We start from the raw sequence: 24775 nt of genomic DNA on the forward strand, positions 1-24775 counted from the left end.
TTTTATTTGAAATTTTCATTTATATTCTCTGGATTGTTTGCCATCTCAGCCAACCCCTTGCACTGCTCTCCCCCGGCGGCGGGATAAGCGGTGAGCGTCTCATAGAGGGCGGCGCGCAGGCTGCCGGATTGGCAGAAATCACAGCTGCCACCAGCGTCGATATCGGTGATGCGGGCGCCTTGCGGCCCGTCCTGTACCAGATAGGTGCTGACAAAACGGTAGGTGCCGCTGGGGGCGTCGAGCGGGGTGCCCGGCTCGCCAAAGGTGAAGCGCACCTTGACCTCGCTGCGATCCCGGCTGCCGGCGATGGCGCGCGACGAGAGGATCTCCGAGCCCAGCAGGTTATCCCAGGCGTTGGGCAGGAAGGGGTTGCCCTCGACAAAGGGGGGCTTCTCGTCGGGGGCCTCGCGGGTGGCTATTTCGCGCGCCTTTGAGGCGGCATTGAGCAGGCAGAGTAGCTCGGGGGAGACGATAGTGGGCAGCGCGCCGCCGAGATCGCTCTGATAGAGGCCGCTCGGTTTGACTGCGCGCTCCCAGTCGAGAAACTGGGCCACCTTGGCCTTGGCGCGGGCACTGGCGGCCGGATCGAGTTTGCCACTGGTGGTGGTGCCCGCATGGGCCGGGGCGATCAGGGCCGCCGCAGAGAGGGCCAGTGCCAGCACGGGCCAGCTGGATATCTTCATGATGCCAACTTCCTTATGTTCGATTGCATGGGCCGCGCCTTGAACAACGCGCCGGGCCCTGAAAAAAAGAGCGCAGCCCAAGGGCTGCGCTCTGCGTCAGATCGTCAACCGGCGATCCTTAGGCACGGCGCCAGCTGGTCTTGCCGGCGCTGTCTTCCAGCACGATACCCATCTCGGTGAGACGGTTGCGGGCGGCATCCGCCGCAGCCCAGTTCTTGTCGGCACGGGCCTGATTGCGCTCGGCGATCAGGCGCTCGATTTCGGCAACCTCTTCATCCGCTTCGTCACCCTTGAGGAAGGCCTCGGGATCTTGCTGCAGGATGCCGAGCACGGCGCCCAGCTCGCGCAGACGGGCGCCCAGCGCGGCGGCAACGGCCATGTCTTCACCCTTCTGGCGGTTGATCTCGCGCACCAGGTCAAACAGGGCTGAGTAGGCTTCCGGGGTGTTGAAGTCGTCGTCCATCGCTTCCTTGAAGCGCGCTACCTGCTCGTCGCCACCGGCAGCGGCGGCTGCCGGCAGATCGCGCAGGGCGGTGTACATCCGCTCCAGCGCGGCGCGGGCTTGCTTGAGGTTATCTTCCGAGTAGTTGAGCTGGCTGCGGTAGTGGCCGGACATCAGGAAGTAACGGACGGTTTCGGCGTCGTAGTGAGCCAGCACGTCGCGGATGGTGAAGAAGTTGCCAAGGGATTTGGACATCTTCTCTTTATCCACCATCACCATGCCGCTGTGCATCCAGGTGTTGACGTAGTCGCCACCGTGGGCGCAGCAGGACTGGGCGATCTCGTTCTCGTGGTGCGGGAACTGCAGATCGGAGCCGCCGCCGTGGATGTCGAAGTGGTTGCCAAGGTGCTTGGAGTTCATGGCGGAGCACTCGATGTGCCAGCCAGGACGGCCCGGGCCCCAGGGGCTTTCCCAGGTTGGCTCGCCGGGCTTCGACATCTTCCACAGCACGAAGTCGAGCGGGTTGCGCTTGGCATCGACCACGTCGACGCGGGCACCGGCTTGCAGCTGTTCCAGATCCTGACCGGAGAGCTTGCCGTAGTCGGCGTAGGATTCGACGATAAACATCACGTCGCCGTTATCCGCCACGTAGGCGTGCTCTTTTTCCAGCAGGGATTGCACCAGCTCGATGATCTCTTCGATGTGCTGGGTGGCGCGCGGTTCGATATCCGGGCGCACCATGCCGAGGGCGTCGAAGTCGGCGTGCATGTCGCCAATCAGACGTTCGGTCAGCTCGTCGCAGGTCACTTGGGTCTCGGCGGCACGCTTGATGATCTTGTCATCCACGTCGGTGATATTGCGCACATAGGTGAGGTCATAACCGGCGTAACGCAGGTAGCGAGCGACCACATCAAAGGCGACGAAGGTGCGGCCGTGGCCGATATGACAGTGATCGTAGATGGTGACACCACACACATACATGCCCACCTTGCCCGGGTGGATAGGTTTGAATTCTTCTTTTTGACGAGTGAGTGTGTTGTATATCTTCAGCATCTTCTAACCACTGCCTGTGAGTAAAATGGTTGGTCATAATACCCCGTTCAGGGGCAGAAAACGAGGCAGAAAAGCGGGCCAATCCCGCCTGCCAGCACGGTTACGGCGCCAGAGAGACTATGCCGCCAGCCCCTGATGGGCTAGAATTGCCACCACTTTATGCCATACACCTGCGGGCACTTCGTCGTCCGCATCAAATGAAAGGACATATCATGGTCACTCTGCACACCAATCACGGCGACATCACCCTCACCCTGAACGCTGAAAAAGCCCCGGAAACCGTGGCCAACTTCCTGCAATACTGCCGTGACGGTCACTACGACAACACCATCTTCCACCGCGTTATCGACGGCTTCATGATCCAGGGCGGCGGCTATGCCCCGGGCTTTGAAGAGAAAGACACCCGCGCCCCCATCAAGAACGAAGCGGCCAATGGTCTCTCCAACAAGATCGGCACCATCGCCATGGCCCGCACCATGGAGCCGCACTCTGCCAGCGCCCAGTTCTTCATCAACGTGAACAACAACGACTTCCTCGACTTCAAATCCGCTACCACCCAGGGTTTCGGCTACTGCGTATTCGGTGAAGTGACCGCCGGCATGGACGTGGTCAACAAGATCAAGGGCGTCAAGACCGGTAACTACGGCCGCATCCACCAGGACGTGCCGGTAGAAGACGTAGTGATCACCAAGGTGACCCTTGCTGACTGATCTCTGCCGACTCGGCACTGACAAAACTGCGGCCCCGGCCGCAGTTTTTCCATCTGCCTCCCCCACTGCCAGCCCAAACTGGCGCCGCCTTGACTATCTGGCCCACGGCAACCCGCGCCAGCGCTCGGCCCATGCCCTGCTCACCGCCGGTGTGTGGGATGAGCTGGCCGCGCAGTGCGCCGATCTGGCGCTGGTGAGCACGCTCGCCATCGGCCTCGATCGGCCCGGCAGCGATCTCGATATTCTCTGCCAGCATCCAGATCCCGCCGAGTTTGCCGCGACGCTCGAAACTCAAGGTTGGCTGGCATACGCCAAAGGCGACCATATCTGGCTGCTGGAGCGCACCTTTCCCCGCCTCGACCAGAGCTGTGCTAATAGCGGTTCTGACATGAGCGATGCCTGCTGGCCGCTGGAGCTGTATGTCACCCCCGCCCCCATCGAGACGCTGAACGGCTGGCGCCACCTCACCCTGATGGCCGCGTTGCTCGAGCGGTTTGGCGATGCTTTCTACCGCGAAGTGCTGCGCCTGCGCCTTGAAGAGGGTCTGAAAGGAGAAGCGGCCATGTGCCGGTTGCTGGGGCTGGCGGGCGATCCTTATGCCGCCCTGCTGACGCTGGAGGGACGCAATCTGGCCGAGCTGTCATGGCAGCCGCCATCCCGTGACGATATCTATACCTCCTCAACTGGCGAGATGGCGCCCGCAGCGCACGATTCGTCCCCTGTTGTGTCTACTATCTCTGCCATCCCTGTTTGCCCTGTTTCGACCGAGAGCCCGATCCCCACATCATGAGCACCCTCTTTATCAGTGACATTCACCTCTCTGCCCAGCGGCCCGATATGACCGCGGCACTGGTGCGCTTTCTCGAGCACGACGCCCCCGGCGCCGATGCCCTCTATGTGCTGGGGGATCTCTTCGAATTCTGGATTGGCGATGATGACCCCAATCCGCTCCATCAACAGATAGCCGACGCCTTTCTGGCCCTGAGCCAGCAGAACGTGCCCATCTACTTTATCCACGGCAACCGCGACTTTCTGCTGGGCCAGCAGTTTGCCAAGCGCGCGGGGATGACATTGCTGGGTGACCCTTGCGTTATCGACCTCTATGGGGAGCGAGTGGTGCTGAGCCACGGCGATCTGCTCTGCACCCTGGATGAGGGGTATCAGAAGTTTCGCCGCATCACCCAGCTCAAATGGCTGCGCTGGCTCTTTTTGCGACTGCCGCTCGCCCGCCGTCAGGCCATCGCCTGCAAGATGCGCGGCCAAAGCCAGATGGAAAATGCCCACAAGAGCCAGATCATCATGGATGTGACGCCCGCGGCGGTGGACGACACCCTGCGCGCCCACGACTGCCGAATGATGATCCACGGCCACACCCACAGACCCGCCATCCACGACTTCACCCTCGATGGCCAGCCCGCCCGCCGCATTGTGCTGGGTGACTGGTTCGAGCAAGGCTCGGTGCTGATCTGCCGCCCCGGCGAGCAGCGGCTGGAAATGCGGGCACTGGCAGAGGCTTGATAGCCCGTCAGTCCGGCTGACCCACAAAAACGCCCCATCACCCCCACCATCGTTCGCGCCATCCGGTTCACTGCCCATCAGGCGCGAGCGAATAAGTGGTGATCGCTCACAGATCAGCAAAGCAAACCTGCACTCCTCCTTCAGTCCCCGGGTTGTGTGAACCCCGTCACCTTGCCCCTTGCCAATTGAGAGGATGATGGCGCTCAGGCAGAAACGTCTTTCTCGCCAGCTATTTCAACAAGTTGAGGTTTGTATGCCTGATAGCAATGCGGTCGCTCACCCGTTCGATGCCAAGAAGATCAATGTCAACGATCCCTATGAGATGAAGCAGTGGATCAAAATGTTCGAGTGCACCGAGGTCCAGCTCAAACGGGCGGTCAAGGCAGTCGGCACCTCAGGCAAGGCGATCCGAAAACACCTCAAGAAGTGAGGGCACCACCCCGTCACAAACCAAGCCCCGCTCGCGGGGCTTTTCTCATCTTCGCCTTTACGTGAGCCATCCCCACCCCTGTTTGGCGGCGCACATACCGCCATTCAACCGCTCATAACCGGACTGTGCAGCCCGACCAGCGCCGGCCGCCGTCCGACAGCTTGTGACCAGCCAGCGCCATCCGGCCCTTCGCATCTCGGCATCCCTGCCTATAATGCGGGCTCAAACACACAGAGAGGATTAATCCATGGGCTTTATCACCTGGATCGTATTGGGACTGTTGGTGGGTATTCTGGCGAAGTGGATCATGCCGGGCCGCGACGGTGGTGGCTTCTTCATGACCGCCCTGCTGGGAATTGTCGGCGCCATGGTCGGCGGCTATGTGGGCACCCTGCTGGGTCTGGGCTCGGTGACCGGCTTCAATATTTCGAGCATTGCCATCGCCACCGTGGGTGCCCTTATCGTCCTGTTTATCTTCAACAAGATCCGCAGCTGACAACCCAACGCCATCTTATGTGTAGATAAACAGGGCACCACACGGTGCCCTCTCTTTTTGTATCACCTTCACGATGTTGCCAGCGGCAAGATCAACCTGACCAGCAACCCCCCCAGCTGGGTGCTCGGCAGCAACACCACTTCGCCGTGGTGGTAGTGGGCGATATCGCGCACCAGCGCCAGACCAAGCCCCGCTCCCGGCTGTTCGCTGCCCTGCTCGAGGCGCTGGAACGGCTGCCAGACCCGTTCCGCCAGCTCGGGGGCGATGCCGGGGCCGCTATCCTCCACCTCCAGCCAGATCTGCCCGTGGCTTCGCACCACCCGCGCCGTCACGGTGCCGTGGGGTGGGGTGTATTTGATGGCGTTGTCGAGCAGGTTGGCGCACAGCTCCCCCAGCAGCAGCGGCTCCCCCGCCAGCATGATGGCGGACTCCTCCCCCTCGTAACCGAGATCGATCCCCTTGCTGCGGGCCTGCGCCAACCGTGACAAACAGGCCTGCTGCACCAGCGCCGTCAACTCCATGGGCTCACGCTGGCGCAGCCCGGAGCACTCGTCTGATTTGAGTCGCGCCAGCAGCAGGAGCCGCTCGGTCAGGGCGATGGTGTGATCGAGCCGCACGGCCATGGCATCGAGGCTTTCGCTCATCAGGGCCGGATCGCCACTGCCGCGCGCCACCTCAACTTGGGTTTTCAAAATGGTGAGCGGGGTGCGCAGCTGATGGGCGGCATCGGCGCTAAAGCGCTCCTGCCGGGCCACCAGCTGGCGCAATCGGGCCAGCTGGCGGTTGAACGCCTGCACCAGCGGCCGGGTCTCCTGCCAGGGGAGCAGGTCGGGCAAGGGGGCAAGATTGGCGGCATCACGGCGCATGATCTCCCGCGACAGACGGCGCATCGGAGTGAGCAGCCGTTTGAGCAACAGATAAGCGAGCAGCAGGGTGAGCACCACAAGCGCCCCCTGGGTCAGCAGGGCCGACCAGAGCAACTGCTCCGCCAGCTGCTGGCGACCGAGCAGGGTTTCCGCCACCGTGATGCGGGCCATGCCGTTGACGCCCCCCTCACCTACCGGTTGCAGCAGCATCACGGCGCGGATCGGCGCCTCCTGATAAAGCCCGTCATAGAAGTAGGCGAGCGCCGGATAGCGGTCGGTCAGTGGCGTACCGTCCGGCATGGGGGGCAAGTCGTCAAAGCCGGAGATGACCCTATCGTCGATACCACGCACCTGATAGAAGAGGCGATCGCGCATGTTGCGCTCGAAGCTGTCGAGCACCACATAGGGCACATCCACCCTGAGACTGCCCTCGGCTGCCGTCAGCCGCTCGGCAACGGTGCGGGCCGAGGCGAGCAGGGTACGATCATAGGCCGAGGTAGCCGCCGCCAGTGCGCCGTAGTAGCTATACCAGGCCGAGGCAGCCCAGAGGATCAGCAAGGGGCCCCCCAGAAACAGCAGCAGTTGATGGAGCAGGGAGCGACTAATGGGAAGCCTCCGGCGCCGCTTCCAGCAGATAGCCCAGCCCGCGCAGTGTGGTGATCACCACCCCGCTGCCCACCAGCTTTTTGCGCAGCCGGTGGATATAGAGATCGATGCTGTCGAGCCCTACCTCGTCATCGAGGTTGAACACCTGCTCGAACAACTGCCCTTTGGCGACAGGCCGCCCATGGCGGTACATCAGCGCTGTCAGCAGCGCCAGTTCGCGCGGAGTCAGGGCAAGGCGGGCATCGGCCAGCAGAAAATAGCCATCGGGATGCAGGGTCAGACGACCCAGCCGCAACTCGGTACCGCCACTTTCGCTGCGCCGCAGCAGGGCTCGCAGCCGGGCATCCAGCTCCCCCAGATCGAACGGCTTGGCCAGATAGTCATCGGCTCCGGCATTGAGGCCGCAGATCCGCTCCTCCACCGCGCCGCGGGCGGTGAGCAGCAGCACCGGCACCCCCTGCCCCCTACTGCGCAATCGGCCGAGTACCGCCAGCCCGTCGAGCTTGGGCATCTCGATATCGAGCACCGCCAGCGCGTACTGTTCGTGGCGCAGCAGGTGGTCAGCCTGAGCCCCGTCAGCCACCCAATCCACCGCGAAACCGGCGCTGGTGAGTGCCCGCGACAGCCAGTGGGCCAGTTCGTGATTATCTTCCGCCAACAGCAAGCGCATCCCTCTCCCCTTGTTCCTAACCGCAGCATTCAGCCGCACTGCTTCAACTGCATCCCTTCGTCACTGCCATTGCGGGAGAAGGTGCGATCAGGGTCACACTCCCGGCTCTTGGTCAGCGATTGAAAGGTGAATGAAAGGTTGTTGTTTTAACAATTTCGCATCACTTCGTCTATCGACGGAGTCACACCCAGGAAAAACAACGACAAGATGGAGCACACAACCATGAAGCAACGCACACGTCATGCCCTCGCCCTGCTGACCCTGCTCGGCGCCCTGCCACTGCAGGCGGCCGAAAGTGCCACGACTCCGAGCCGTACCGAATGCATCGCACCGGCCAAACCGGGCGGTGGTTTCGATCTCACCTGCAAGCTGCTGCAGGTGAGCCTGCAGGAGACCGGCACCATCGACAAGCCGATGCGGGTCACCTATATGCCGGGCGGGGTCGGCGCCGTGGCCTACAACGCCATCGTGGCCCAGCGCCCTGCCGAGGCGGGGACCGTGGTCGCCTTCTCCGATGGCTCCCTGCTCAACCTCTCACAGGGTAAATTTGGCCGTTACGGGGTGGATGATGTGCGCTGGCTGGCGGCGGTTGGCACCGATTACGGCATGATCGCGGTGCGCCACGATGCCCCCTATCAGAACCTCAAGGAGCTGGTGAGCGCCATGGAGCGCGATCCCAACAGTGTGGTGATCGGCGCAGGCGCCTCCATCGGCAGTCAGGACTGGATGAAGACGGCGCTGCTGGCCAAACAGGCCGGGGTTGACCCGCACAAGATGCGCTACGTCGCCTTTGAAGGGGGCGGCGAGCCGGTCACCGCGCTGCTGGGCAACCATGTGCAGGCGGTCTCCGGCGATCTGAGCGAGATGGTGCCCTATATCGGCGGCGACAAACTGCGGGTGCTGGCGGTGTTCTCAGCCGAGCGGCTGCCCGGCAAGCTGGCCACCATCCCCACCGCCAAGGAGCAGGGTTATGACCTGGTGTGGCCGGTGATCCGCGGCTTCTATGTCGGCCCCAAGGTGAGCGACAGCGAATACCAGTGGTGGAAGCAGACCTTCGATCAGCTGGTGAAGACCGACACCTTCAAGGCGCAGCGGGATCTGCGCGGCCTGTTCGAGTTTGACCTCACCGGCGAGGCCCTCGACAGCTACGTCAAGGAGCAGGTAGCGCAATATCGCGAGCAGGCCAAAGCCTTCGGTCTGGCCAAATAGGAGCCGCAGCCATGAGCGACCGCATCTTCGCCGCCATCTGGCTGCTGCTCTGTCTGGCGGGTGCCGCCATCGCCTGGCAGATCCAGAGCGAATACAGCTATGAGCCGCTGGGGCCACGCCCCTTCCCGCTCGGCATCATCGGCCTGATGGCGCTCTGCGCCCTGTTGCTGCTGCGCCGCCAGCCGGACACCGTCAGCTGGCCGCCGCTGCGTACCCTGCGCCACCTCGCCATCATGGTGGTGGCGCTGGCCGGGTACGGTGCCAGCTTCGAGTGGCTGGGCTTTCCGCTGGCCACCACCCTGCTCACCTTTGTACTGGGGCGCCTGTTTGGCGCCTCTGCCAAGGCTGCCCTGCTCTCCGGCGTCGTCGGTGGTCTGGTGCTCTATCTCGCCTTCGACCGGCTGCTGGATGTCACCCTGCCCCTCGGCGTCTGGTTCTCTTAAGGAGTCAATATGGATACCTGGATGTACCTATCCCAGGGCTTTGCGGTGGCACTCACCCCGGAGAATCTGGTGATTGCCCTGATCGGCTGCTTTGTCGGCACCGTAGTCGGCCTGCTGCCGGGCCTTGGCCCCATCAACGGGGTCGCCATCCTGTTGCCGCTGGCTTTTGCCCTGAAACTGCCCCCCGAATCGGCGCTCATTCTGCTCGCCACCGTCTACATAGGTTGCGAGTATGGCGGGCGGATCTCCTCGATCCTGCTCAACGTGCCGGGGGATGCCGCCGCCATCATGACCGCGCTGGATGGCTACCCCATGGCCCAGCAGGGCAAGGCGGGAGTGGCCCTCTCCATCTCGGCGGTCAGCTCCTTTGTCGGCTCCATGCTCGCCATCGGCGGCATCATACTGTTCGCCCCGGCGCTGGCACGCTGGTCACTGGCCTTCGGCCCGGCGGAGTATTTTGCCCTGATGGTGTTCGCCATCGCCTGCCTTGGCAGCATGATGAGCCAGAACCCGCTCAAATCCTTTATGGCCGCGCTGATTGGGCTGGGGCTCGCTACCGTCGGGGTGGATGCCAACACTGGCGTCTATCGCTTCACCTTCGACAGCGTTCACCTCTCGGACGGGGTGCAGTTTATCGTGGTGGTGATCGGCCTCTTCTCGGTGAGCGAGATCCTGCTGATGCTGGAGCATACCAGCAGTGGCGCCAAGCTGGTGCGCACCACCGGACGGATGCTGTTCAACTTCAAGGAGCTGGTCCATTGCACCGGCACCATGTTGCGCTCCTCCACCATCGGCTTCTTCGTCGGCATTTTGCCCGGCGCCGGTGCCACCATTGCGAGCGCCATCACCTACATGAGCGAGAAACGGCTGGCGGGGCCCAATGCCAAATTCGGCGAAGGGGATATTCGCGGTGTGGCCGCGCCAGAGGCGGCCAACAACGCATCGGCCTGCGGCTCCTTTATCCCCATGCTGACACTGGGAGTGCCGGGGTCGGGTACCACAGCGGTGATGATGGGGGCGCTGACCCTCTACAACATCACCCCGGGCCCCACCATGTTCACCGAACAGCCCGATGTGGTGTGGGGATTGATCGCCGCCCTCTTGCTGGCCAACGTCATGCTGCTGGTGATGAACATCCCCATGGTGGGGCTCTTTACCCGCATGCTCTCCATCCCGCTCTGGTTTTTGGTGCCCGCCATCGCCAGCGTCTCGGCGGTGGGAGTCTATGCGGTGCACAGCACCACCTTCGATCTGCTGCTGATGGTGGGCCTCGGGGTCTTTGGCTACCTGCTGCGCAAGATGCACTTCCCCATGTCACCGCTCATTCTGGGCTTCGTGCTGGGTGAAATGCTGGAGCAGAACCTGCGCCGCGCCCTCTCCATCAGCAATGGCGACACCGCCATCCTGTGGAGCAGCGGCATCAGCCAGACCCTGCTGGTACTGGCCATTGCAGTGATCACCCTGCCCCCGCTGGTACGCCTGCTGCGCCGCCGCAAAGCCGATCCGCTGATCCCGGACGCCCGCCCGGAGCAGGGAGCCTGATCCGATAAGAAAGATGACGTGACATATTGATATAAAAGGGCGAGATCTGAACGATCTCGCCCTTTTTAACAGACCGCATCCATCTGTCACTAACGTTATAAAAACACCCAATATATCAACGCTAATCGCCCCGCGTTCTCTGGCACTTCAAGAGCCTCAAATTGACGTCATTCAGCAGGTCTTATGAGCAAGCCGCTACGTGACAAGGAAATATTCAGACTGGCCGCTGTATCCCTTTTTCTCGATCTGTATTCCCCACCGAGTCAGGGGGTGGCAAGCCTTATAGTGAGCTTGAGCTGGCAATTAAACGCCGGAGGCTCTACCGGACAACACCTGTTTGGATCAAATGTGGATTCGGAGGAAAAAGAAAAAGGCCACTATTTCTAGTGGCCTTTCGTAACTCTTTGATTTTAATGGTGCCCGAGGCCGGAATCGAACCGGCACGACGCGAACGTCGAGGGATTTTAAAAGCTGTAAGTGCAGTCAACGGGGCAACCATATCATTGATTTATATGGCCTTCAAGTCATTGTGAATCACTCGATTTCGCCTAGTTTTTGGGTGTCTTCCGCCTAGTTTACGCCTAGATAGCAACGCTCCACGCTTCATCAATTTGGCCTTGCTCTGCCTCAAGTGACCAAGTGCGATAAGCGTTCAACAACGCCGCAACCGGATCGATTTTGTTCTCGCTCTTGGCTTTATCTGGCTTGATGTTTGCGGCTGCATCGGTAGCCAAACAGACGTTCCCTATCGCCCAATTCAGGATCGGATCATTACCGTGAATCACCTTCTGCTGAATGACTGCAACCTGTAGTGCTTTTGTTGGTGCTGACAGGCTGATAAAACCTTGCCTCACCTTCTCGACCGGTATCCCGTTGCTCTCTAGACGTGTCAGTGTCTGGTTACAGTTCCAAGGGTCAAAGGAAACGCTTTGCAGATCGTAATGCTCGGCCAGCTCGTAAATCTTGCGCTCGATATGTTCATAATCAATCGTCCGCTCTCCTGCAATGGTCAGGTGTCCTTCTCGAACCCACTCGGCATAGATACCAGCATTTTTCTTGCCACGTTCAAGGGCTGCGCGAGGAAGGAAGTTATAACCCCAAACCCTCACCTCACCGACTGCGCCCGTAGGCTGCACACAGTAAACGCTAGTGATATCGCTCGCTGCTGATAGGTCAATGCCCACATAGACGGGCTGGCGCTCAATTGGGGAGCTCTCATCGGGTATATGGCAGGCTGCCCAATCTGCGGCGCTGATAAATTCTTGCTCGCCACTGGTGAACCGGTTAAACCGCTTAGTCTGGAATTCGGCCCACTGGCTTGGGATCAGTCTCGCCGTTTCCATACTGGCGGCTATCTCGTCGGCAAAAACTGAAACGCCCAGGTTAGGGTTCGCTTTGACCCACTGGGTCGGATCGTCCATCTCGCTCGGATCATCAAGCTCATAGATAGCTGAAAACAGCGTCTCACTGGTGCTTTGCTTGCATTGGTCTGCGTACTGTTTGCAGAAACTCGTCGTGCTCGTCCCAGCCGTTGTGATGATGAAATGCCAGGCTCGACGGCGAGCGGCCATAGCCAGTTGCATGACAGAGAACATCTCGCCGTCTGGGTGAGTGTGTAACTCGTCGCAGATACTCGACCCCCCTAACCCTTCGTTCCCGCCCGTGTTGCTGCTCACAGGTTTCAGGCGTGATTTGCTGGCGGGTGAGTCAACATAGTGGGCAAACACTTTCGACCGCTTGCTAAGCGCTTTGGATTGCTGTATTTGCTGCTTGCAACCATCGAAAGCAAGGCGAGCCTGTCCAGCGGTCTTGGCATAGGTGAAAATATCGTGTTGGCCTTTGTCCGCAATCAGTAGGTAATTGGCGAAAGTCGAGGCTAAAAAAGTTTTTCCATTCTTTCGCGGCACAAACACGAAAATTTCACGGTACTTGTTAAATCCGGTGTCGCGCCACTTCATGCACAAAGCATTGACCAGGATAAACGCCTCCCAGTCTTCCACCGTGAACGGCTGGCCTGCCAGCTCTCCCTTGTGATGCGTGATGAACTTGCAGAAGTGAAGCACTCGGGCGGCCTCATCCTCATCAAGATAAACGTCATCTCTCACAATCTCGGAAAAGTACCGCTCAACGGTCTTTTTCATGGCGGCACATGCAGGGATGGCACCGGAACGGATTGCTAGCGCGTAACGGTGCCACGGGCGGTCATCAGATCTGGTCAAAGCCATCATCTTCATCCGGTTGAGGCATACGGCTCACGTGCTTGGTCATCGCATTCAGACCCAGAGCTTTGTTCAGGTGCAGGATCTGCTTGCTAGTGCTGTTGAACAGGTTGCAAGACGGGTTCGCTATACTACTGCCCGCCGCATTGGTGGCGCGGGTGCCGTGGGTCTGGATGTCTTCTGCTGCTTGCTGGTTTACACTGGTTTGAATGCAAAGCTGTTCCAGTAACTGCAAGTCACCATCCGTCGGGTTCACCAGGAGCGGGATCAGGCGCTTCCAGGTTGCTTGCCCCACCTTGCCCAATAGCTTCGGGTTAGATGGTCGCGGATATTTCACCACGGTGGAACTGGGCTTCTTCGGTGGCATCGGTGGCATCGGTGGCATTTTGTTCATTGTATAACCTCTTGGCTTGTTCTATTCGTTGACGGTATCGCTCCAGCTCTGCTGGGTTGCCATCACTTTTTGTTTTGTTTACGTGGTGCGACTTGCACAGCCCTGCCAATCCGCTTGGGTGCGTGAGGTGCTCCAAGTCGCTGTTGTCGTCCAGCGGGATGATGTGATCCACCTCGTCCACTGGCGTGATCACTCCCTCCAGAAAACAAATCAGACAAAGCGGGTACACCTGAATAAATGCTGCTCTCGCTCTTTTCCATGATGCACTTCCATATTGTTTGCTATGTAGCTTACGAACTCGGGTAAATGAGCGGGGGTGCTTATCACACCGCCCGCGCTGACTTTCGCTTATTCGTGCACCACAGCCAGGATAAGCGCAGCGGAATATCACGGATAAGTGACCATCTGTAATGCCAGTGTGTCGTTGTTCACGTAATCGACAACACATTTAGCGCCCGCCCATGTTACAATGTCGTCTTTTTTAAAAGTCTCCACTGGTCGTGCAATTTCTTTTGCGTCAACAACGCGACTACCGATCCGAATAATAAGTTTCATCTTAATACCTCATTGAATATATTGTTTTGCTGTGACATTCATGAATCGATCTGTTGCATCAGGTGCAACCGCTTGAATGGAGAATCGCTTTCCGTCTGCTTCTATAAAGTGTTTTGGTAATATCAGCGAGCTGTAATCCATAACTACAGTGATCGTCTGTTCTGAAAATACCAAGCCACCCTCGATAATTTCCCGTCCAGTAACGTAACGAACGTTTGCCCAGCAGGTAAGAACGGGAGTCCAAATTTCAACAGGTTCGCCCCAGTCGTTTGTTCCCTGTTCCCGCTCCAGTATGGTTACGCGCTTATTCAATCGACCTCTGTCCATCAGAATACCCCGTGCTGTCTGTGAGCACTCCATAAGCGCTCCACGGTCTGTGGTACGATATGGCGCTGTAACTCGGTGGTATCGGCTCTGGCCTCGTACAGCGTGCCAATCAGAAGCAAACAACCTGCCTTTATGCTCGGCTTCATCGTGCTGTCATTTACTACCGGCTCACCGATATGGTGGCTTGCTGCATCAACACTGGCCGCGATATAAAGCGTCAGGATGTTATCCTCTGCTGTCACTGCGGGTAATCGCAAATGCTCTTTCACTAATTCGAGAGTGATCATTTAAAACCCTCCGCCGATTTAATTTCTTCCGGAGTCAATGCGCCAATCTCAACACCAGTTTTATAAATATCGAAACGGGTCTTTGCGTCAAGGCGAGACAAGTCCATTTGTTTAAACGAGCAAGGCACCATCAGCTTTAGACTAAGTTCCGCTGAAATCAGATCAAGATAAGGGCTGATTGTGTTAAGCATCAGCGAACGCTGCTCGCTGCCCAAATTGTCATATCTCGCGCCACCTTCATCAGCTTGTAAAAATATCTTGCTGATCCCGAAAATACGCGCCACCTCGATAACACTAAATTTCCGGCTTTCAATGAATTCAGCATCTGCGTTCGACTGACTCACAGCTTTCCATTTGGCCTCCCCTTCCAATACGAGGGTTTCACCAGGATTCCTTTCGGAAAGGCTCGCTTTGAATTTCTTGCCGTTTTCACTGTTGAGATAGCCAGGGAATTCAATAATACCGCTCGGCTTCAATCCGTTGGCCTGCTGGTCTGCTGCCTGCTTCTGCTGTGCCAATCCCAAACCGATAGCGTCACGCGCAACTGTGACAGGCGAGCGACCGACGAGCCCATCCAGGCTGTGAATTTTCCAGTGCACCACGTTTTTGACCAGCTCGGCCTTGCCATCGATCCAGTAATTGCGGAGCGTGTGACTCTGGTCAACGTTCACGCCCACACGGTGCGAGGCGATAAACTCAAGGCGTTCCGGCCAGCCGGTCAAACCCCAGTGAATGCGAGCAAAGGCGTTACCGTGCTGGAGCAGGTTTTGCATCAGCGCCATTTTGAAACTGTGCGCAGTCATCACGTCATCAGGCGAAACAGTAAGTAACTGCTCCACTGTTTGATTAGCGGCGGTCAGTTGATAGCCTGAAACCTGCTTGCTAATAAAGCTGATGGCAGCAAACACAGCGGCCAGACCGTTGGCGCTCTCACTGGTCACGCTCACGCCCGAACTGCTATTGACTCGGGTCACTGCATCAATAAACGCTTCGATACTCATTGAGCGGGTTTCTGTCGAGTTACGCTTAAACGGCCAGAAGTTCATACTGCCTCCACTCTGTTGCGTTCATCAGAGCCCCTGAGGCGCAGCGTAACGCTATGGCGCTTGTCAGGTATGCTGGGTTACTGGTTATCGTTACCTCGTGCAATCTGGCCTCGATTACGCGGCGTACTGGTGGCTTTGCCTTCATGTCCCAGTGGTCTTTCACCACACTGAAACCAAAACTCATGCCAGACAGGTCTCCACGCTTCACCAGCTCCACGCAATCAGCACCGGCTCGGGTTGCTGGCGGGTCGATTTCAACGGCCAGCCCCTGCGGTGAATCACTAATTTTCAGGGTGCCGCTGGCTGTCCTGCCTAACAGGTCTTTCTTGTCGTGCTCGTACAGGGCTCGAACGTCTGGATTAGTCGCCAAATGCTTGGAAAAAGCGCCAGGCTCGATGATCTCGACAAAGCCGCCCAGGTCTTGCGAACGGGTGCCATAAGCAATTGCAACACCAACGAGCTTGCCACTCTCAGCGCCTAGTTTTGATACTCGGGTTTCAATATTCATACTTTTCCCCTTTCAAAAGAGGCCCCCATTACAGGGGCCAATCTCAGTCATTACGGCGCGGTAACGGTCACTTTGACCTTTACGATCGCCTCGGGGTCAGTCAGTTGGCTGCCGCTATACATCCAGCTATAAAGAGAGACGTATCCCTTCTTGCTGTATGGATCGCGGAGGTTGCCGCCTGCGGGGTTGTCCACGATAAACATTGCTTCCGGCCAGTTGGCGAGATACATGGTGCCAGGGGTGAGTTGTTCGCACTCATTTACCGGATAGCCCAGCAATAATTTACCTTCGCCACCTTCGACACTGCCCCACAGCGGTTGTTTGGTGGTGTCTTCAAGGTTGCTGAAAGAAGTCACCACATCGGATGCAACCAGCCATTGAGCATTGGAACGGTGCACCAGGGGGAGAACCTTAGTAGCTGCGCGCAGCTCTTTCAGGATCACGCTGATATCACTACCGGTCAGGGAACCAGCCAGGCGGACTTTGCCAAAGGTGAACGCGGCTGGGTCTTCTACTGCGTCGTTGAGCAAGTCGGCGTGAAGCTGGTTATCTTTGGTGATGTAAGCCTTCGCCACCGAACCATTCATGAAACCTTCTAGGTCATAGCCGCCGCCGTTACCGTCAAGGATACGTTGGGACACCATAGGTTGTGCGTAATGCTCCACGAGCGTTGCTTCGGCAAGCTCGATGGTTGGCGCTGCGGTCTCACCTCGGGCGGTGGTTTCATCACCAGGCTTAACTTCAGCCCCAGTTACTTGAACAGGTACCCCATAGGTCAGAGCGTCAGTGGTAAAGCCTGCGGCCAAGCGGCGCAACGGTGAAGCTGCAACCATCTTCTCTTGAATGCTTTTCTGCACTGCCGGAATGACAACGGCGGCTGTGTTGGTGGTTGTCATGCTTCGCTCGGCCACTTCGCCGTTTGCCATCCAGTTTCGGAGCTCGTCACGGGTCGGTGCCGGTTTGGTCGCCCCACTGTCGCCTTGGCTCGGCATTGCTCGTAGCTCGGTTTCTTCGAGTGCTGCTGCGGCCTGAATGGTTGAGTGCAGCCCCTCCGCCTTAGCTCTCAGAGTGTTGAATTGCTCCAACTCTTGCTGATCCATGCTGCGGGTTTCGCTCTCAGCCTTGACCAGCAAGGCTTTCATTTGCTCTCGGGTTTCATTCAGAGACCGCTTAAGAAGCTCAATTTTCATAAAAAGACCTCGATATCGGGTTAAAAAACGTCAGTTGACAGTCCACAAGCTAGCACCGAGATAATTCCCGATCAAGGAGTTAATTTCTTATAATTCAATAACTTACGTAAAATCTTGTTACTAAGGATTTTACGTAATTGAGAGTACAGGTGTTCGCTGAAATGGTCGTATACGAAAATTTGAGGATGGCGCCGGTCGATGGCAGGGTCATACAGAGGAATGATTGTTTAATTGAGTGAAAATCTTGATGGGTTTATTCAATATTTATTAAGCACATTCAAAATTATGCGCAGTTGTGTTGGTGTTCGGTGACAGTGCGTGACAGTGCGGTGACAGTGGAGCTATCGGTCTGTAACCCGCGCCACTGCTGGGTTTGCTCCATGTGGTGACAGTGTGCGGGTGTTTTTCCCTATATACCCCCTATACCCCTCTCTATACCCCTATTACCTGTTACTCATATCTACTCTATTAGAAACTACTGTCACACTGTCACCGATTACAGCAAACCCAAGCGTGGCGCGGGTTGTAGGCGTGACAGTGCAATAAAAAGCCACTGTCACGTACTGTCACGCACTGTCACCGAAAACAAAAAGGCCCACCGATTTGGTGAGCCCCCGTAGTTAATACCGATCATGCTTTAAAATACTGGCGTCGTTGTCTGCCTTCACCTACTCGCAATAGTCCATCCTTCGCCAGTTGCGCAAGGTCTTTACCTACTTTGCCGGAATAACTGGCATTTAGGCCCAGCCTTCCGGCAGCCTCTGAAGCGCTTATGCCTACATTATGGCCGTTCCACCATAGCTCCATCTTCTCCATGATGAGGTGATAATAATCGCCCTTCACCATGAACCTGCTGTTGTTGGCCTCACTGTGTTCTGACTCTGAATCGGTGAGTACCCAACTCCAACCGGTGTCATACCAGTGTTTGACCTCAAGCCAGAATTGTAAAAGCTGCTCTCTGTCTGTCTGCCTAACCCGTCCATTATCGTAGGAATACCCGAGAATATCGTTAACTGCGTCCAGGCTGATCTTGCCTGTTAGCTCGATAACAGCAAAGCGGCTGTTACCCGTGGTGTCCTTGAAAAACTCGTCATCATTGACCGTGCCAACGAAGACGCCTTGCCTTCTCTTGTTAATAGCACTGCGGGCGTAAGGTGCTCGGAAAGTGTCAATGTCCTTGGTTATGTGTGCTTTTAATGCTCCGGCCTCTTTGCGGGTTGTCCGTTCCAGCTCTGACAACTCAACAATGTGGTGGCTTGCAACAGCAATCACTGAATCCTTGTTCTCAGCATCCAGACTGGCCTCAGGTAGAAAGCTCCCCTCAACGATGGAACAGACACGAGACAGGAAAGCCGATTTTCTGGTCGATTGCCCCCCCTTCAGCACAGGCACCAATTTCGCGGAGAATGAAGGCTCGTAGATCGCCGCCATTGCCGCTATAAACCACTTTTTGAAAACTGTGTCTTTGTGCGGTGGGTCAGTGCAGGGCAGGCAATCGAGAACACGCTGCACCCGCTCTACGCCGTCCCAGTGCTTGCCATCGAGTGCCGCTGCGATAGGGTGATAACTGTTTTGCTCTCCGATGGCGGCTAGGTGGTAATCAATCGTCTGGATGGGGAGACCGGTCTTTTGCGCCTCATCTATAAGCATTGATCTCAAAGCTTCAAAACTCGGCTCAACTATCCGGCCATCTTGTTCAATGTCCAGGTTAAGGTTCATCTTATTGGTGGCGATTTGAATCCCCATGTTCTTTAGCAATGTCTTCAGATTGTCGCTTGTTTGTAGCGGTTTATTAGCCTTGTCGAATGTCCTATCCGGATAGGGATACTCACGCATCATCCCAACCAGCTTTGGCGAGTCTGGCGGTAGCTGGTAGCCTTTAAACGCTTCATGTGCTGATATTGGTGTAATTTGTGCTCTCGTCTTACCAGCCATATGCAGGACAGTGCCCCAAGTCGTCCCGCCGCCTTGGGTGATACTCTTTACCTTTGATTCAATCTCGTGGCGACCTTTATATTTTTTGCTCTTACTGCTCCACCGGTCGAGCGTGTTTATTACATCTTCACCTTTGCCATACTGGTCAACAGTGCCGGTGATAACTTTTAACCATTTGTCATACCCTGTATCTGGGTCACATTCGTTAATAGTATGGATAGCCTCAGAATCAAGCATGACTTTGGTATTAATATGAGCGCTAGTTTTACCCTCTTTTTTCAGAGCGGCGAGCACTGGCGATGGTGCCTCCCTTGGAACAAAACCAGCCATCCTATTTGTTTTCGAGGCTTTCACATAAGCAAGCTGATTGCCTGTTTTTATATCTACACCAGCAAACCATTTTCCGTTATTTGCCTGTTTGAATTCTTCTACATTCACCCAGTTCGGCATAACGAAAAGGAAGTGCAACGAGGTGCTTTCAGCGTTCCACTGGATACAATGTGTCATTAACTCATCACCTGTGAAACCTAAAGCCTCTGCCAGGGTGTCAAAGCTAATAGATTCAGGCTTGTAACCGTCCCAATCGACCAGAACAAACCTGTTAAGTCTTATGCCTACCCAGTCTCTACAAGCCCGTGACCACTCGGTATGCTGGATGGGGTACTTCTCCCCGTTGGCATACTTCGCCGGTGTGTGCCTAAGTGGGTCGCTAGGCAACTGGGGTAACTTATATACCGGAATCAGGTCATATATATTAAGTTCGTGTAGCTGTTTATCTAACCAGTCACCTTGACTGGGATCAGATAAATCATTATATTTAGGTTGCATACAGCTTCCTTTAGTGTGTGCAATTTCCAACGCTCTTGCAAAACGTTGGAAATCGGCAAAAACCTTTTAATGGTGTGGATACATAGTTGAAAGGGTGAGGGCTCCAGTGTGGACACATTGGAGCTCTTTTTCATTCCAGCTCACCCGCCATCCAGAGACCGAACAGCGGCTTATTCAGAAACAGTCGATTCCCTACCTCACGGCAGCATTTACGGAGAGACGGATCTTCATCGCGCTTACGCAAACACCGTAACAGTACCTGATAATTCATACCAGGGACGTTAGCTTGCCGGATCGGAGTCCAGTTATTTAAGTCCATAGCCAATTCTTGTACTTTGTTCATATATATACCCTCAGAAAAGTGATTTTAATATTGTCAGTGCGAGCCAACGGTTTCTATATTGATTCACAGTGATTCGCATTGCAACCCCCTGTTTTTATACATTAAAAACGTAAATATATATTTTTACAAAATAACTCTTTTAATATCTAACCGAATGAAAAAACATTTAATTAGATTCCGTTTTATCCGGTCATTATTTATTTAAAATGTTTCCAAAAACTTCATCCACCGCTGCCTTTTTACTCTCAACGGAGTGGTGAACGTACCGCTGGGTCGTGACAATGGTCTTGTGGCCCAGTACCTCTTTAATCACTGACAGAGGTTGCCCACTCATAGCCAAGTAACTGCCGGTTGTGTGTCTCAGACCGTGGAACACCAAGCCGGTGATCTCTGCCTGTGCCAATGCGGCGTACCAATGCTTGTCGAAGTGCTTGAAAGGGAATAGGGGATCATCAGGGTGTGGGAACAACCAGCCATTCCCGATCTCACGAAAGGCGGCCAGCTCGTTCAGACAGTCGCCAGTGAGCGGCAAAACACGGTCTGTGCCGTTCTTGGTGTCGCTTAGATAGGCTGTCTTGTCTTGGAAGTTGATCGCGTTCCAGCGTAGCCCCAGGAGCTCAGAACGGCGAGCCCCAGTGCTGACGGCCATCAGCACAAGCAGGTGCAGGCGCTCCCACTGGCTGACCTTGCAAGCTGCTAATAGTCGCTCCAGTTCCTCACGGGATGCGAATCTCTCACGCTGGCGGGCTTCTTTGATTTGTTTGATCTGGCGGGCGGGGTTGTGCTGGCAGTCGTAGCGGTCGTTTATGAACTCGAACACGGAGGACAGCGCGGACTTGTACCGATTATGGGTAGCCGTAGCCATGCCATCATCAAGCATCGACTGAAGGCACTTTTTAACGTCTTGTTTTGTGATTTTGCCGATTAGCTTGTCTGCACCAAGCGCACAGGCCCACCAGTTGAGACGCCCTTTCGCGTTGGGGTCTTTGCCTGTGTGCTGGTCGAGGTACTCAGCTATAGCATTTTGGAGGGTTAACGAGTTGAGCGTGACGTTAGCCAATGTTCCGGCCAAGTCAGCATTGAGGGTGATTAAAGCGGCGAATTTTTCCGCCTCTTTTTTAAGTCGAAATGTTTTAGATACGCGAGAACCCTCCCGCATGAATTCCACACGGTAGGTTTTACCTTTTGCGCCTTGTCGTTCTTGTACTTTTGCCATTTTCAACATCCTTACGCCTGATTGCGCCTAATGGGATGTTGACTCGCACCGACAGAGTTAGAACTTTTCTTTTAAAATCATCAAGTTAATGGTGCCCGAGGCCGGAATCGAACCGGCACGACGCGAACGTCGAGGGATTTTAAATCCCTTGTGTCTACCGATTTCACCACTCGGGCACCGCAATCGGTATCAAGCTCGCGTGGCGGGCTTGTCAATATGGAGGCACGTTCCGGAGTCGAACCGGACTAAACGGATTTGCAATCCGCTGCATAACCGCTTTGCTAACGCGCCATGCAAAAGAGAGTTGGCTCTCTGTTGTCTGAATTTGGAGCGGGAAACGAGACTCGAACTCGCGACCCCGACCTTGGCAAGGTCGTGCTCTACCAACTGAGCTATTCCCGCATTGGTCTGGCTGACTGCCTGACTACGAGGACGCATTCTAGCGATGTTCCTCGCCCAGTCAACCAGAAATATTTAATTACCTGATCGTTCGGGCATTTTTTACCCTTTTTGAACAGTTTTAGCGCCTTTGGCCGTTTCCTGCCTCAAATCAGCGGAAACCTCACCTTGCAGCGCGGGTGACTCACAAGTTGGCGTGGTGGGTCAGATCGCCCCAGGCGGCCTTCATGTACTGGAACATCGACCAGAAGGTGAGCACGGTGGCGACATAAAGCATCACATAGGCGAGCCACACCATCCAGACGTTGTATTGCCAGATAAGACCGGTGAGCGACACCATCTGGATCATGGTCTTCCACTTGCCAATCCAGCTGACCGCCACCGAGGAGCGTTTGCCGAGCTCGGCCATCCACTCACGCAGGGCGGAGATGATGATCTCGCGGCCAATCATGGTCATGGCGGGGATGGTCACCCAGATGGTGTTGTAGTGTTCGACGATAACCACCAGTGCGGCGGCGACCATGATCTTGTCGGCAACCGGGTCAAGGAAGGCACCAAAGGCGGTGGACTGATTGAGCTTGCGAGCCAGATAGCCATCAAACCAGTCGGTGGCAGCGGCCAGAATAAAGACGATGGCGGCAGCCAGATAGGACCATTGATAAGGCAGATAGAACAGGATGACGAAGACGGGAATGAGCAAAATCCGGAAAAACGTCAACAGGTTAGGTATGTTTGTCATTATTTTCAGCCACTTCTTGTACGTCGCTACATAGTGCGCCAAAGCCGATTTGCGATGCAACCGCACTGGCGCCCGTCTTGGTCTTTTTAATCCATCAATCTTCTCAAAATGCGAGGGCCATTATGGCATTTACGGCCCCCCCGCGTCACGGCTCTTGTGCATCAAGGAGTTAGCGATTGTGCCATGCTGCTAACCCTGCTCAGGCGCTGTGCAAGCCATCGTGGATGGTCTGGGCCAGCTCCTGACTGATGCCGGGTACCTTGGCCAGTTCATCCACGCTCGCCTTTTTGACCTCCTGCAGACCGCCCAGATATTTGAGCAGCGCCTGCCGTCGCTTTGGCCCCACCCCCGGAATATCCTCCAGACTGCTGCTGGTGCGGGCCTTGGCCCGTCTGGCCCGGTGGCCGGTAATGGCAAAACGGTGGGATTCATCGCGAATATGCTGAATAAGGTGCAAAGCGGGCATATCTGCCGGTAAATGCAGCTCTTCGTGGCTCTCCCCCATAATGAGAGTTTCCAACCCCGCCTTGCGGGTGACCCCCTTGGCAATCCCCACCAGCAGCGGATATTTGCCGCCGAGACACTCCAGCTGACGGGCCAGGATCTCTTCGGCGCGGCGCAACTGACCGAGGCCACCGTCGATAAACAGCACGTCCGGCACCTTGTCCGGCTCCTGCTGCTTGCCAAAGCGGCGCTCCAGCGCCTGCTCCATCGCCGCGTAGTCATCACCGCCAGTGATACCGTCGATATTAAAACGACGATATTCCGATGAGAGCGGTCCCTCCCGGTTGAACACCACGCAGGAGGCCACCGTGCGCTCCCCCATGGTGTGGGAGATATCGAAACACTCCATGCGGGCGATGGGGCGCTCCAGCTCCAGCAGCTCTTCCAGCTGATCGTAGCGGGCGGTGATGGTGCTCTTGTGAGCAAGCCGCGAGCGCAGCGCCGTCTCGGCATTGATGGAGGCAAGCTTGATAAAACGGGCCCGTTCGGCGCGAGTTCGGCTCACCACCCGCACCTTGTAACCGGCGGTCTGGCTCAGGGTCTCGGCGATGACGCTCTCATCCTCCAACGCCACATCGAGCAGCACCTCGCTCGGGATCTGCCGCCCCCCCTGCCCCGACAGATAGAACTGCAGCAGGAAGGATTGCACCACCTCGTCGAGCGGGGTATCGGCCGGCACTTTCGGGAAGTAGCTGCGCGAACCCAGCACCTTGCCCTGACGAATAAAGAGCACATGGATGCAAGCCGCCCCCTGTTCGAAGGCCACCCCCACCACATCCAGCTCATCCAGCACGTTGCCGCTCACCGACTGCTGCTCGGTGACCCGGCGCAGCGCCAGGATCTGATCCCGATAGCGGGCCGCCTCTTCAAAGCGCAGATCACCGCTGGCGGACTCCATCTTGCCCACCAGTTCGCCAATCACCTGCTGGTTCTTGCCCGCCAGAAACAGCTTGGCCAGCTCCACCTGCTGGGCATATTCGGCCTCGCTCACCAACCCGGGTACGCAAGGGCCGGCGCAACGCTTGAGCTGATAGAGCAGACAGGGACGGGTGCGATTGGCATAGACCGCATCCTCGCACTGGCGTACCGGAAATATTTTCTGCATTAGGTGCAAACTCTCACGCACCGCGCCGCCAGAGGGGTACGGGCCGAAGTACTCCCCCTTCACCTTGCGGGCACCGCGATGGACGCCGATACGCGGATGCTGGTGTGCGGTGATGATGATCCAGGGGTAGGATTTGTCGTCCCGCAGCAGCACGTTGTAGCGGGGCTGGTACTGCTTGATCAGGTTGTGCTCGAGGATCAGCGCCTCGGTCTCGGTGTGGGTAACGGTGACCTGGATATCGGCGATCTGTCGCACCAGGGTGCGGGTCTTGATGCTGTCGACGTTGGTGCGAAAGTAGGAAGCGAGCCGCTTTTTCAAATCCTTGGCCTTGCCCACATAGATCACGGTGCCACCGCTGTCATACATGCGGTAGACGCCACTTTGATGGGTGACGGCGCTCAGAAACGCCTTGCTGTCGAAGAGAGGTTCGGAAGAGAGGGTCATCAGCAACTCGGCTCACACAAAGGCAAAAATTGACGGGCAGAGCATACTGCCCTCGCCGCCTGAAAAGC

26 protein-coding genes and 3 tRNA genes are annotated in these 24775 nt (G+C 56.7%); 8 read left to right on the plus strand and 21 right to left on the minus strand.

Features of this window, described 5'->3' with window-relative positions; all coding sequences use genetic code 11:
• Window positions 1-2: 2 nt before the first annotated feature.
• Both I6L46_RS08935 and cysS read right to left on the minus strand, forming a co-directional pair.
• The gene (locus tag I6L46_RS08935) at window positions 3-683 is read right to left on the minus strand and encodes a hypothetical protein (RefSeq protein ID WP_158113984.1); all 681 of its coding nucleotides are present in this window, start codon (window positions 681-683) and stop codon (window positions 3-5) included.
• Window positions 684-801: 118 nt separating this feature from the next.
• Window positions 802-2178, minus strand: a complete 1377-nt coding sequence (gene cysS, locus I6L46_RS08940; RefSeq protein WP_106843960.1) for a cysteine--tRNA ligase — start codon at window positions 2176-2178, stop codon at window positions 802-804.
• A 212-nt stretch (window positions 2179-2390) separates the two neighbouring features.
• Between cysS and I6L46_RS08945 the strand changes: the two genes are divergently transcribed.
• The 5 genes from I6L46_RS08945 (at window position 2391) to I6L46_RS08965 (ending at window position 5332) form a co-directional block, all read left to right on the plus strand.
• The gene (locus I6L46_RS08945; protein WP_005337417.1) at window positions 2391-2888 is read left to right on the plus strand and encodes a peptidylprolyl isomerase; all 498 of its coding nucleotides are present in this window, start codon (window positions 2391-2393) and stop codon (window positions 2886-2888) included.
• Window positions 2878-3678: a DUF4269 domain-containing protein gene (locus I6L46_RS08950; RefSeq protein WP_216977912.1), complete on the plus strand. Its 801-nt coding sequence runs from the start codon at window positions 2878-2880 to the stop codon at window positions 3676-3678. The genes I6L46_RS08945 and I6L46_RS08950 overlap by 11 nt, the downstream gene beginning before the upstream one ends.
• On the plus strand, window positions 3675-4406 hold the full coding sequence (gene lpxH / locus I6L46_RS08955; RefSeq protein WP_088869252.1) for a UDP-2,3-diacylglucosamine diphosphatase: 732 nt from the start codon (window positions 3675-3677) through the stop codon (window positions 4404-4406). Before I6L46_RS08950 ends, lpxH begins: the two co-directional genes overlap by 4 nt.
• 253 nt (window positions 4407-4659) lie before the next feature.
• Window positions 4660-4836: a DUF3606 domain-containing protein gene (locus tag I6L46_RS08960; RefSeq protein WP_019445078.1), complete on the plus strand. Its 177-nt coding sequence runs from the start codon at window positions 4660-4662 to the stop codon at window positions 4834-4836.
• 247 nt (window positions 4837-5083) lie between these two features.
• Window positions 5084-5332, plus strand: a complete 249-nt coding sequence (locus tag I6L46_RS08965) for a GlsB/YeaQ/YmgE family stress response membrane protein (RefSeq protein WP_216977913.1) — start codon at window positions 5084-5086, stop codon at window positions 5330-5332.
• Window positions 5333-5400: 68 nt separating this feature from the next.
• Here the strand turns inward: I6L46_RS08965 and I6L46_RS08970 are convergent, their stop codons facing one another.
• Together I6L46_RS08970 and tctD are read right to left on the minus strand one after the other, a co-directional pair.
• Entirely contained in the window at window positions 5401-6756 is a 1356-nt protein-coding gene (locus tag I6L46_RS08970) for a sensor histidine kinase (RefSeq protein WP_216977914.1), read from the minus strand.
• Between the two features lie 43 nt (window positions 6757-6799).
• A complete protein-coding gene (gene tctD, locus I6L46_RS08975; RefSeq protein WP_021229423.1) occupies window positions 6800-7474 on the minus strand; it encodes a transcriptional regulator TctD in 675 nt (224 codons plus the stop codon).
• Window positions 7475-7696: 222 nt separating this feature from the next.
• Between tctD and I6L46_RS08980 the strand changes: the two genes are divergently transcribed.
• Genes I6L46_RS08980 through I6L46_RS08990 form a run of 3 tightly spaced genes read left to right on the plus strand, consistent with a single transcriptional unit; the run spans window position 7697 to window position 10668 of the window.
• Window positions 7697-8683 (plus strand): tripartite tricarboxylate transporter substrate binding protein, encoded by a 987-nt coding sequence (locus tag I6L46_RS08980; protein WP_216977915.1) that lies wholly within the window; start codon window positions 7697-7699, stop codon window positions 8681-8683.
• Between the two features lie 11 nt (window positions 8684-8694).
• The gene (locus I6L46_RS08985) at window positions 8695-9126 is read left to right on the plus strand and encodes a tripartite tricarboxylate transporter TctB family protein (protein WP_005350923.1); all 432 of its coding nucleotides are present in this window, start codon (window positions 8695-8697) and stop codon (window positions 9124-9126) included.
• Between the two features lie 9 nt (window positions 9127-9135).
• On the plus strand, window positions 9136-10668 hold the full coding sequence (locus tag I6L46_RS08990; protein ID WP_216977916.1) for a tripartite tricarboxylate transporter permease: 1533 nt from the start codon (window positions 9136-9138) through the stop codon (window positions 10666-10668).
• Window positions 10669-11249: 581 nt separating this feature from the next.
• On the opposite strand, the gene I6L46_RS08995 is transcribed toward I6L46_RS08990, so the two are convergent.
• The 17 genes from I6L46_RS08995 to uvrC all read right to left on the minus strand — a co-directional run bounded on the left by I6L46_RS08995 (window position 11250) and on the right by uvrC (window position 24707).
• Complete coding sequence (locus I6L46_RS08995; protein WP_216977917.1) at window positions 11250-12809, minus strand: terminase large subunit; 1560 nt, start codon at window positions 12807-12809, stop codon at window positions 11250-11252.
• Between the two features lie 64 nt (window positions 12810-12873).
• Window positions 12874-13254, minus strand: coding sequence for a phage terminase small subunit P27 family (locus I6L46_RS09000; RefSeq protein ID WP_216977918.1), 381 nt, complete (start codon window positions 13252-13254; stop codon window positions 12874-12876).
• Window positions 13202-13462, minus strand: a complete 261-nt coding sequence (locus tag I6L46_RS09005; RefSeq protein ID WP_216977919.1) for a hypothetical protein — start codon at window positions 13460-13462, stop codon at window positions 13202-13204. Before I6L46_RS09005 ends, I6L46_RS09000 begins: the two co-directional genes overlap by 53 nt.
• 206 nt (window positions 13463-13668) lie before the next feature.
• Window positions 13669-13836: a hypothetical protein gene (locus I6L46_RS09010; protein WP_161494967.1), complete on the minus strand. Its 168-nt coding sequence runs from the start codon at window positions 13834-13836 to the stop codon at window positions 13669-13671.
• Between the two features lie 9 nt (window positions 13837-13845).
• On the minus strand, window positions 13846-14163 hold the full coding sequence (locus I6L46_RS09015; protein WP_216977920.1) for a phage head closure protein: 318 nt from the start codon (window positions 14161-14163) through the stop codon (window positions 13846-13848).
• Complete coding sequence (locus tag I6L46_RS09020; protein WP_216977921.1) at window positions 14163-14450, minus strand: head-tail connector protein; 288 nt, start codon at window positions 14448-14450, stop codon at window positions 14163-14165. Before I6L46_RS09020 ends, I6L46_RS09015 begins: the two co-directional genes overlap by 1 nt.
• The gene (locus I6L46_RS09025; RefSeq protein WP_216977922.1) at window positions 14447-15496 is read right to left on the minus strand and encodes a phage portal protein; all 1050 of its coding nucleotides are present in this window, start codon (window positions 15494-15496) and stop codon (window positions 14447-14449) included. The genes I6L46_RS09020 and I6L46_RS09025 overlap by 4 nt, the downstream gene beginning before the upstream one ends.
• Window positions 15477-16004, minus strand: coding sequence for an HK97 family phage prohead protease (locus tag I6L46_RS09030; protein WP_216977923.1), 528 nt, complete (start codon window positions 16002-16004; stop codon window positions 15477-15479). The genes I6L46_RS09025 and I6L46_RS09030 overlap by 20 nt, the downstream gene beginning before the upstream one ends.
• 50 nt (window positions 16005-16054) lie before the next feature.
• Entirely contained in the window at window positions 16055-17194 is a 1140-nt protein-coding gene (locus I6L46_RS09035) for a phage major capsid protein (protein WP_216977924.1), read from the minus strand.
• Between the two features lie 630 nt (window positions 17195-17824).
• The gene (locus I6L46_RS09040) at window positions 17825-19957 is read right to left on the minus strand and encodes a VapE domain-containing protein (protein WP_216977925.1); all 2133 of its coding nucleotides are present in this window, start codon (window positions 19955-19957) and stop codon (window positions 17825-17827) included.
• A 130-nt stretch (window positions 19958-20087) separates the two neighbouring features.
• Window positions 20088-20300 carry a hypothetical protein gene (locus I6L46_RS09045; RefSeq protein WP_213391821.1) on the minus strand — a complete coding sequence of 71 codons (213 nt, stop codon included), beginning with the start codon at window positions 20298-20300 and terminating at the stop codon, window positions 20088-20090.
• Between the two features lie 193 nt (window positions 20301-20493).
• Window positions 20494-21516 (minus strand): site-specific integrase, encoded by a 1023-nt coding sequence (locus tag I6L46_RS09050; protein WP_216977926.1) that lies wholly within the window; start codon window positions 21514-21516, stop codon window positions 20494-20496.
• A gap of 89 nt (window positions 21517-21605) precedes the next feature.
• Window positions 21606-21692: transfer RNA gene (locus tag I6L46_RS09055), tRNA-Leu, on the minus strand.
• A gap of 41 nt (window positions 21693-21733) precedes the next feature.
• Window positions 21734-21807, minus strand: a tRNA-Cys gene (locus I6L46_RS09060).
• 35 nt (window positions 21808-21842) lie between these two features.
• Window positions 21843-21918: transfer RNA gene (locus I6L46_RS09065), tRNA-Gly, on the minus strand.
• 181 nt (window positions 21919-22099) lie between these two features.
• A complete protein-coding gene (gene pgsA / locus I6L46_RS09070) occupies window positions 22100-22654 on the minus strand; it encodes a CDP-diacylglycerol--glycerol-3-phosphate 3-phosphatidyltransferase (RefSeq protein ID WP_005337443.1) in 555 nt (184 codons plus the stop codon).
• A gap of 199 nt (window positions 22655-22853) precedes the next feature.
• Window positions 22854-24707 (minus strand): excinuclease ABC subunit UvrC, encoded by a 1854-nt coding sequence (gene uvrC, locus I6L46_RS09075; protein ID WP_216977927.1) that lies wholly within the window; start codon window positions 24705-24707, stop codon window positions 22854-22856.
• Window positions 24708-24775 lie beyond the last annotated feature (68 nt).

This window comes from Aeromonas sp. FDAARGOS 1416 (assembly GCF_019048085.1).
Taxonomy (GTDB): domain Bacteria; phylum Pseudomonadota; class Gammaproteobacteria; order Enterobacterales; family Aeromonadaceae; genus Aeromonas; species Aeromonas veronii.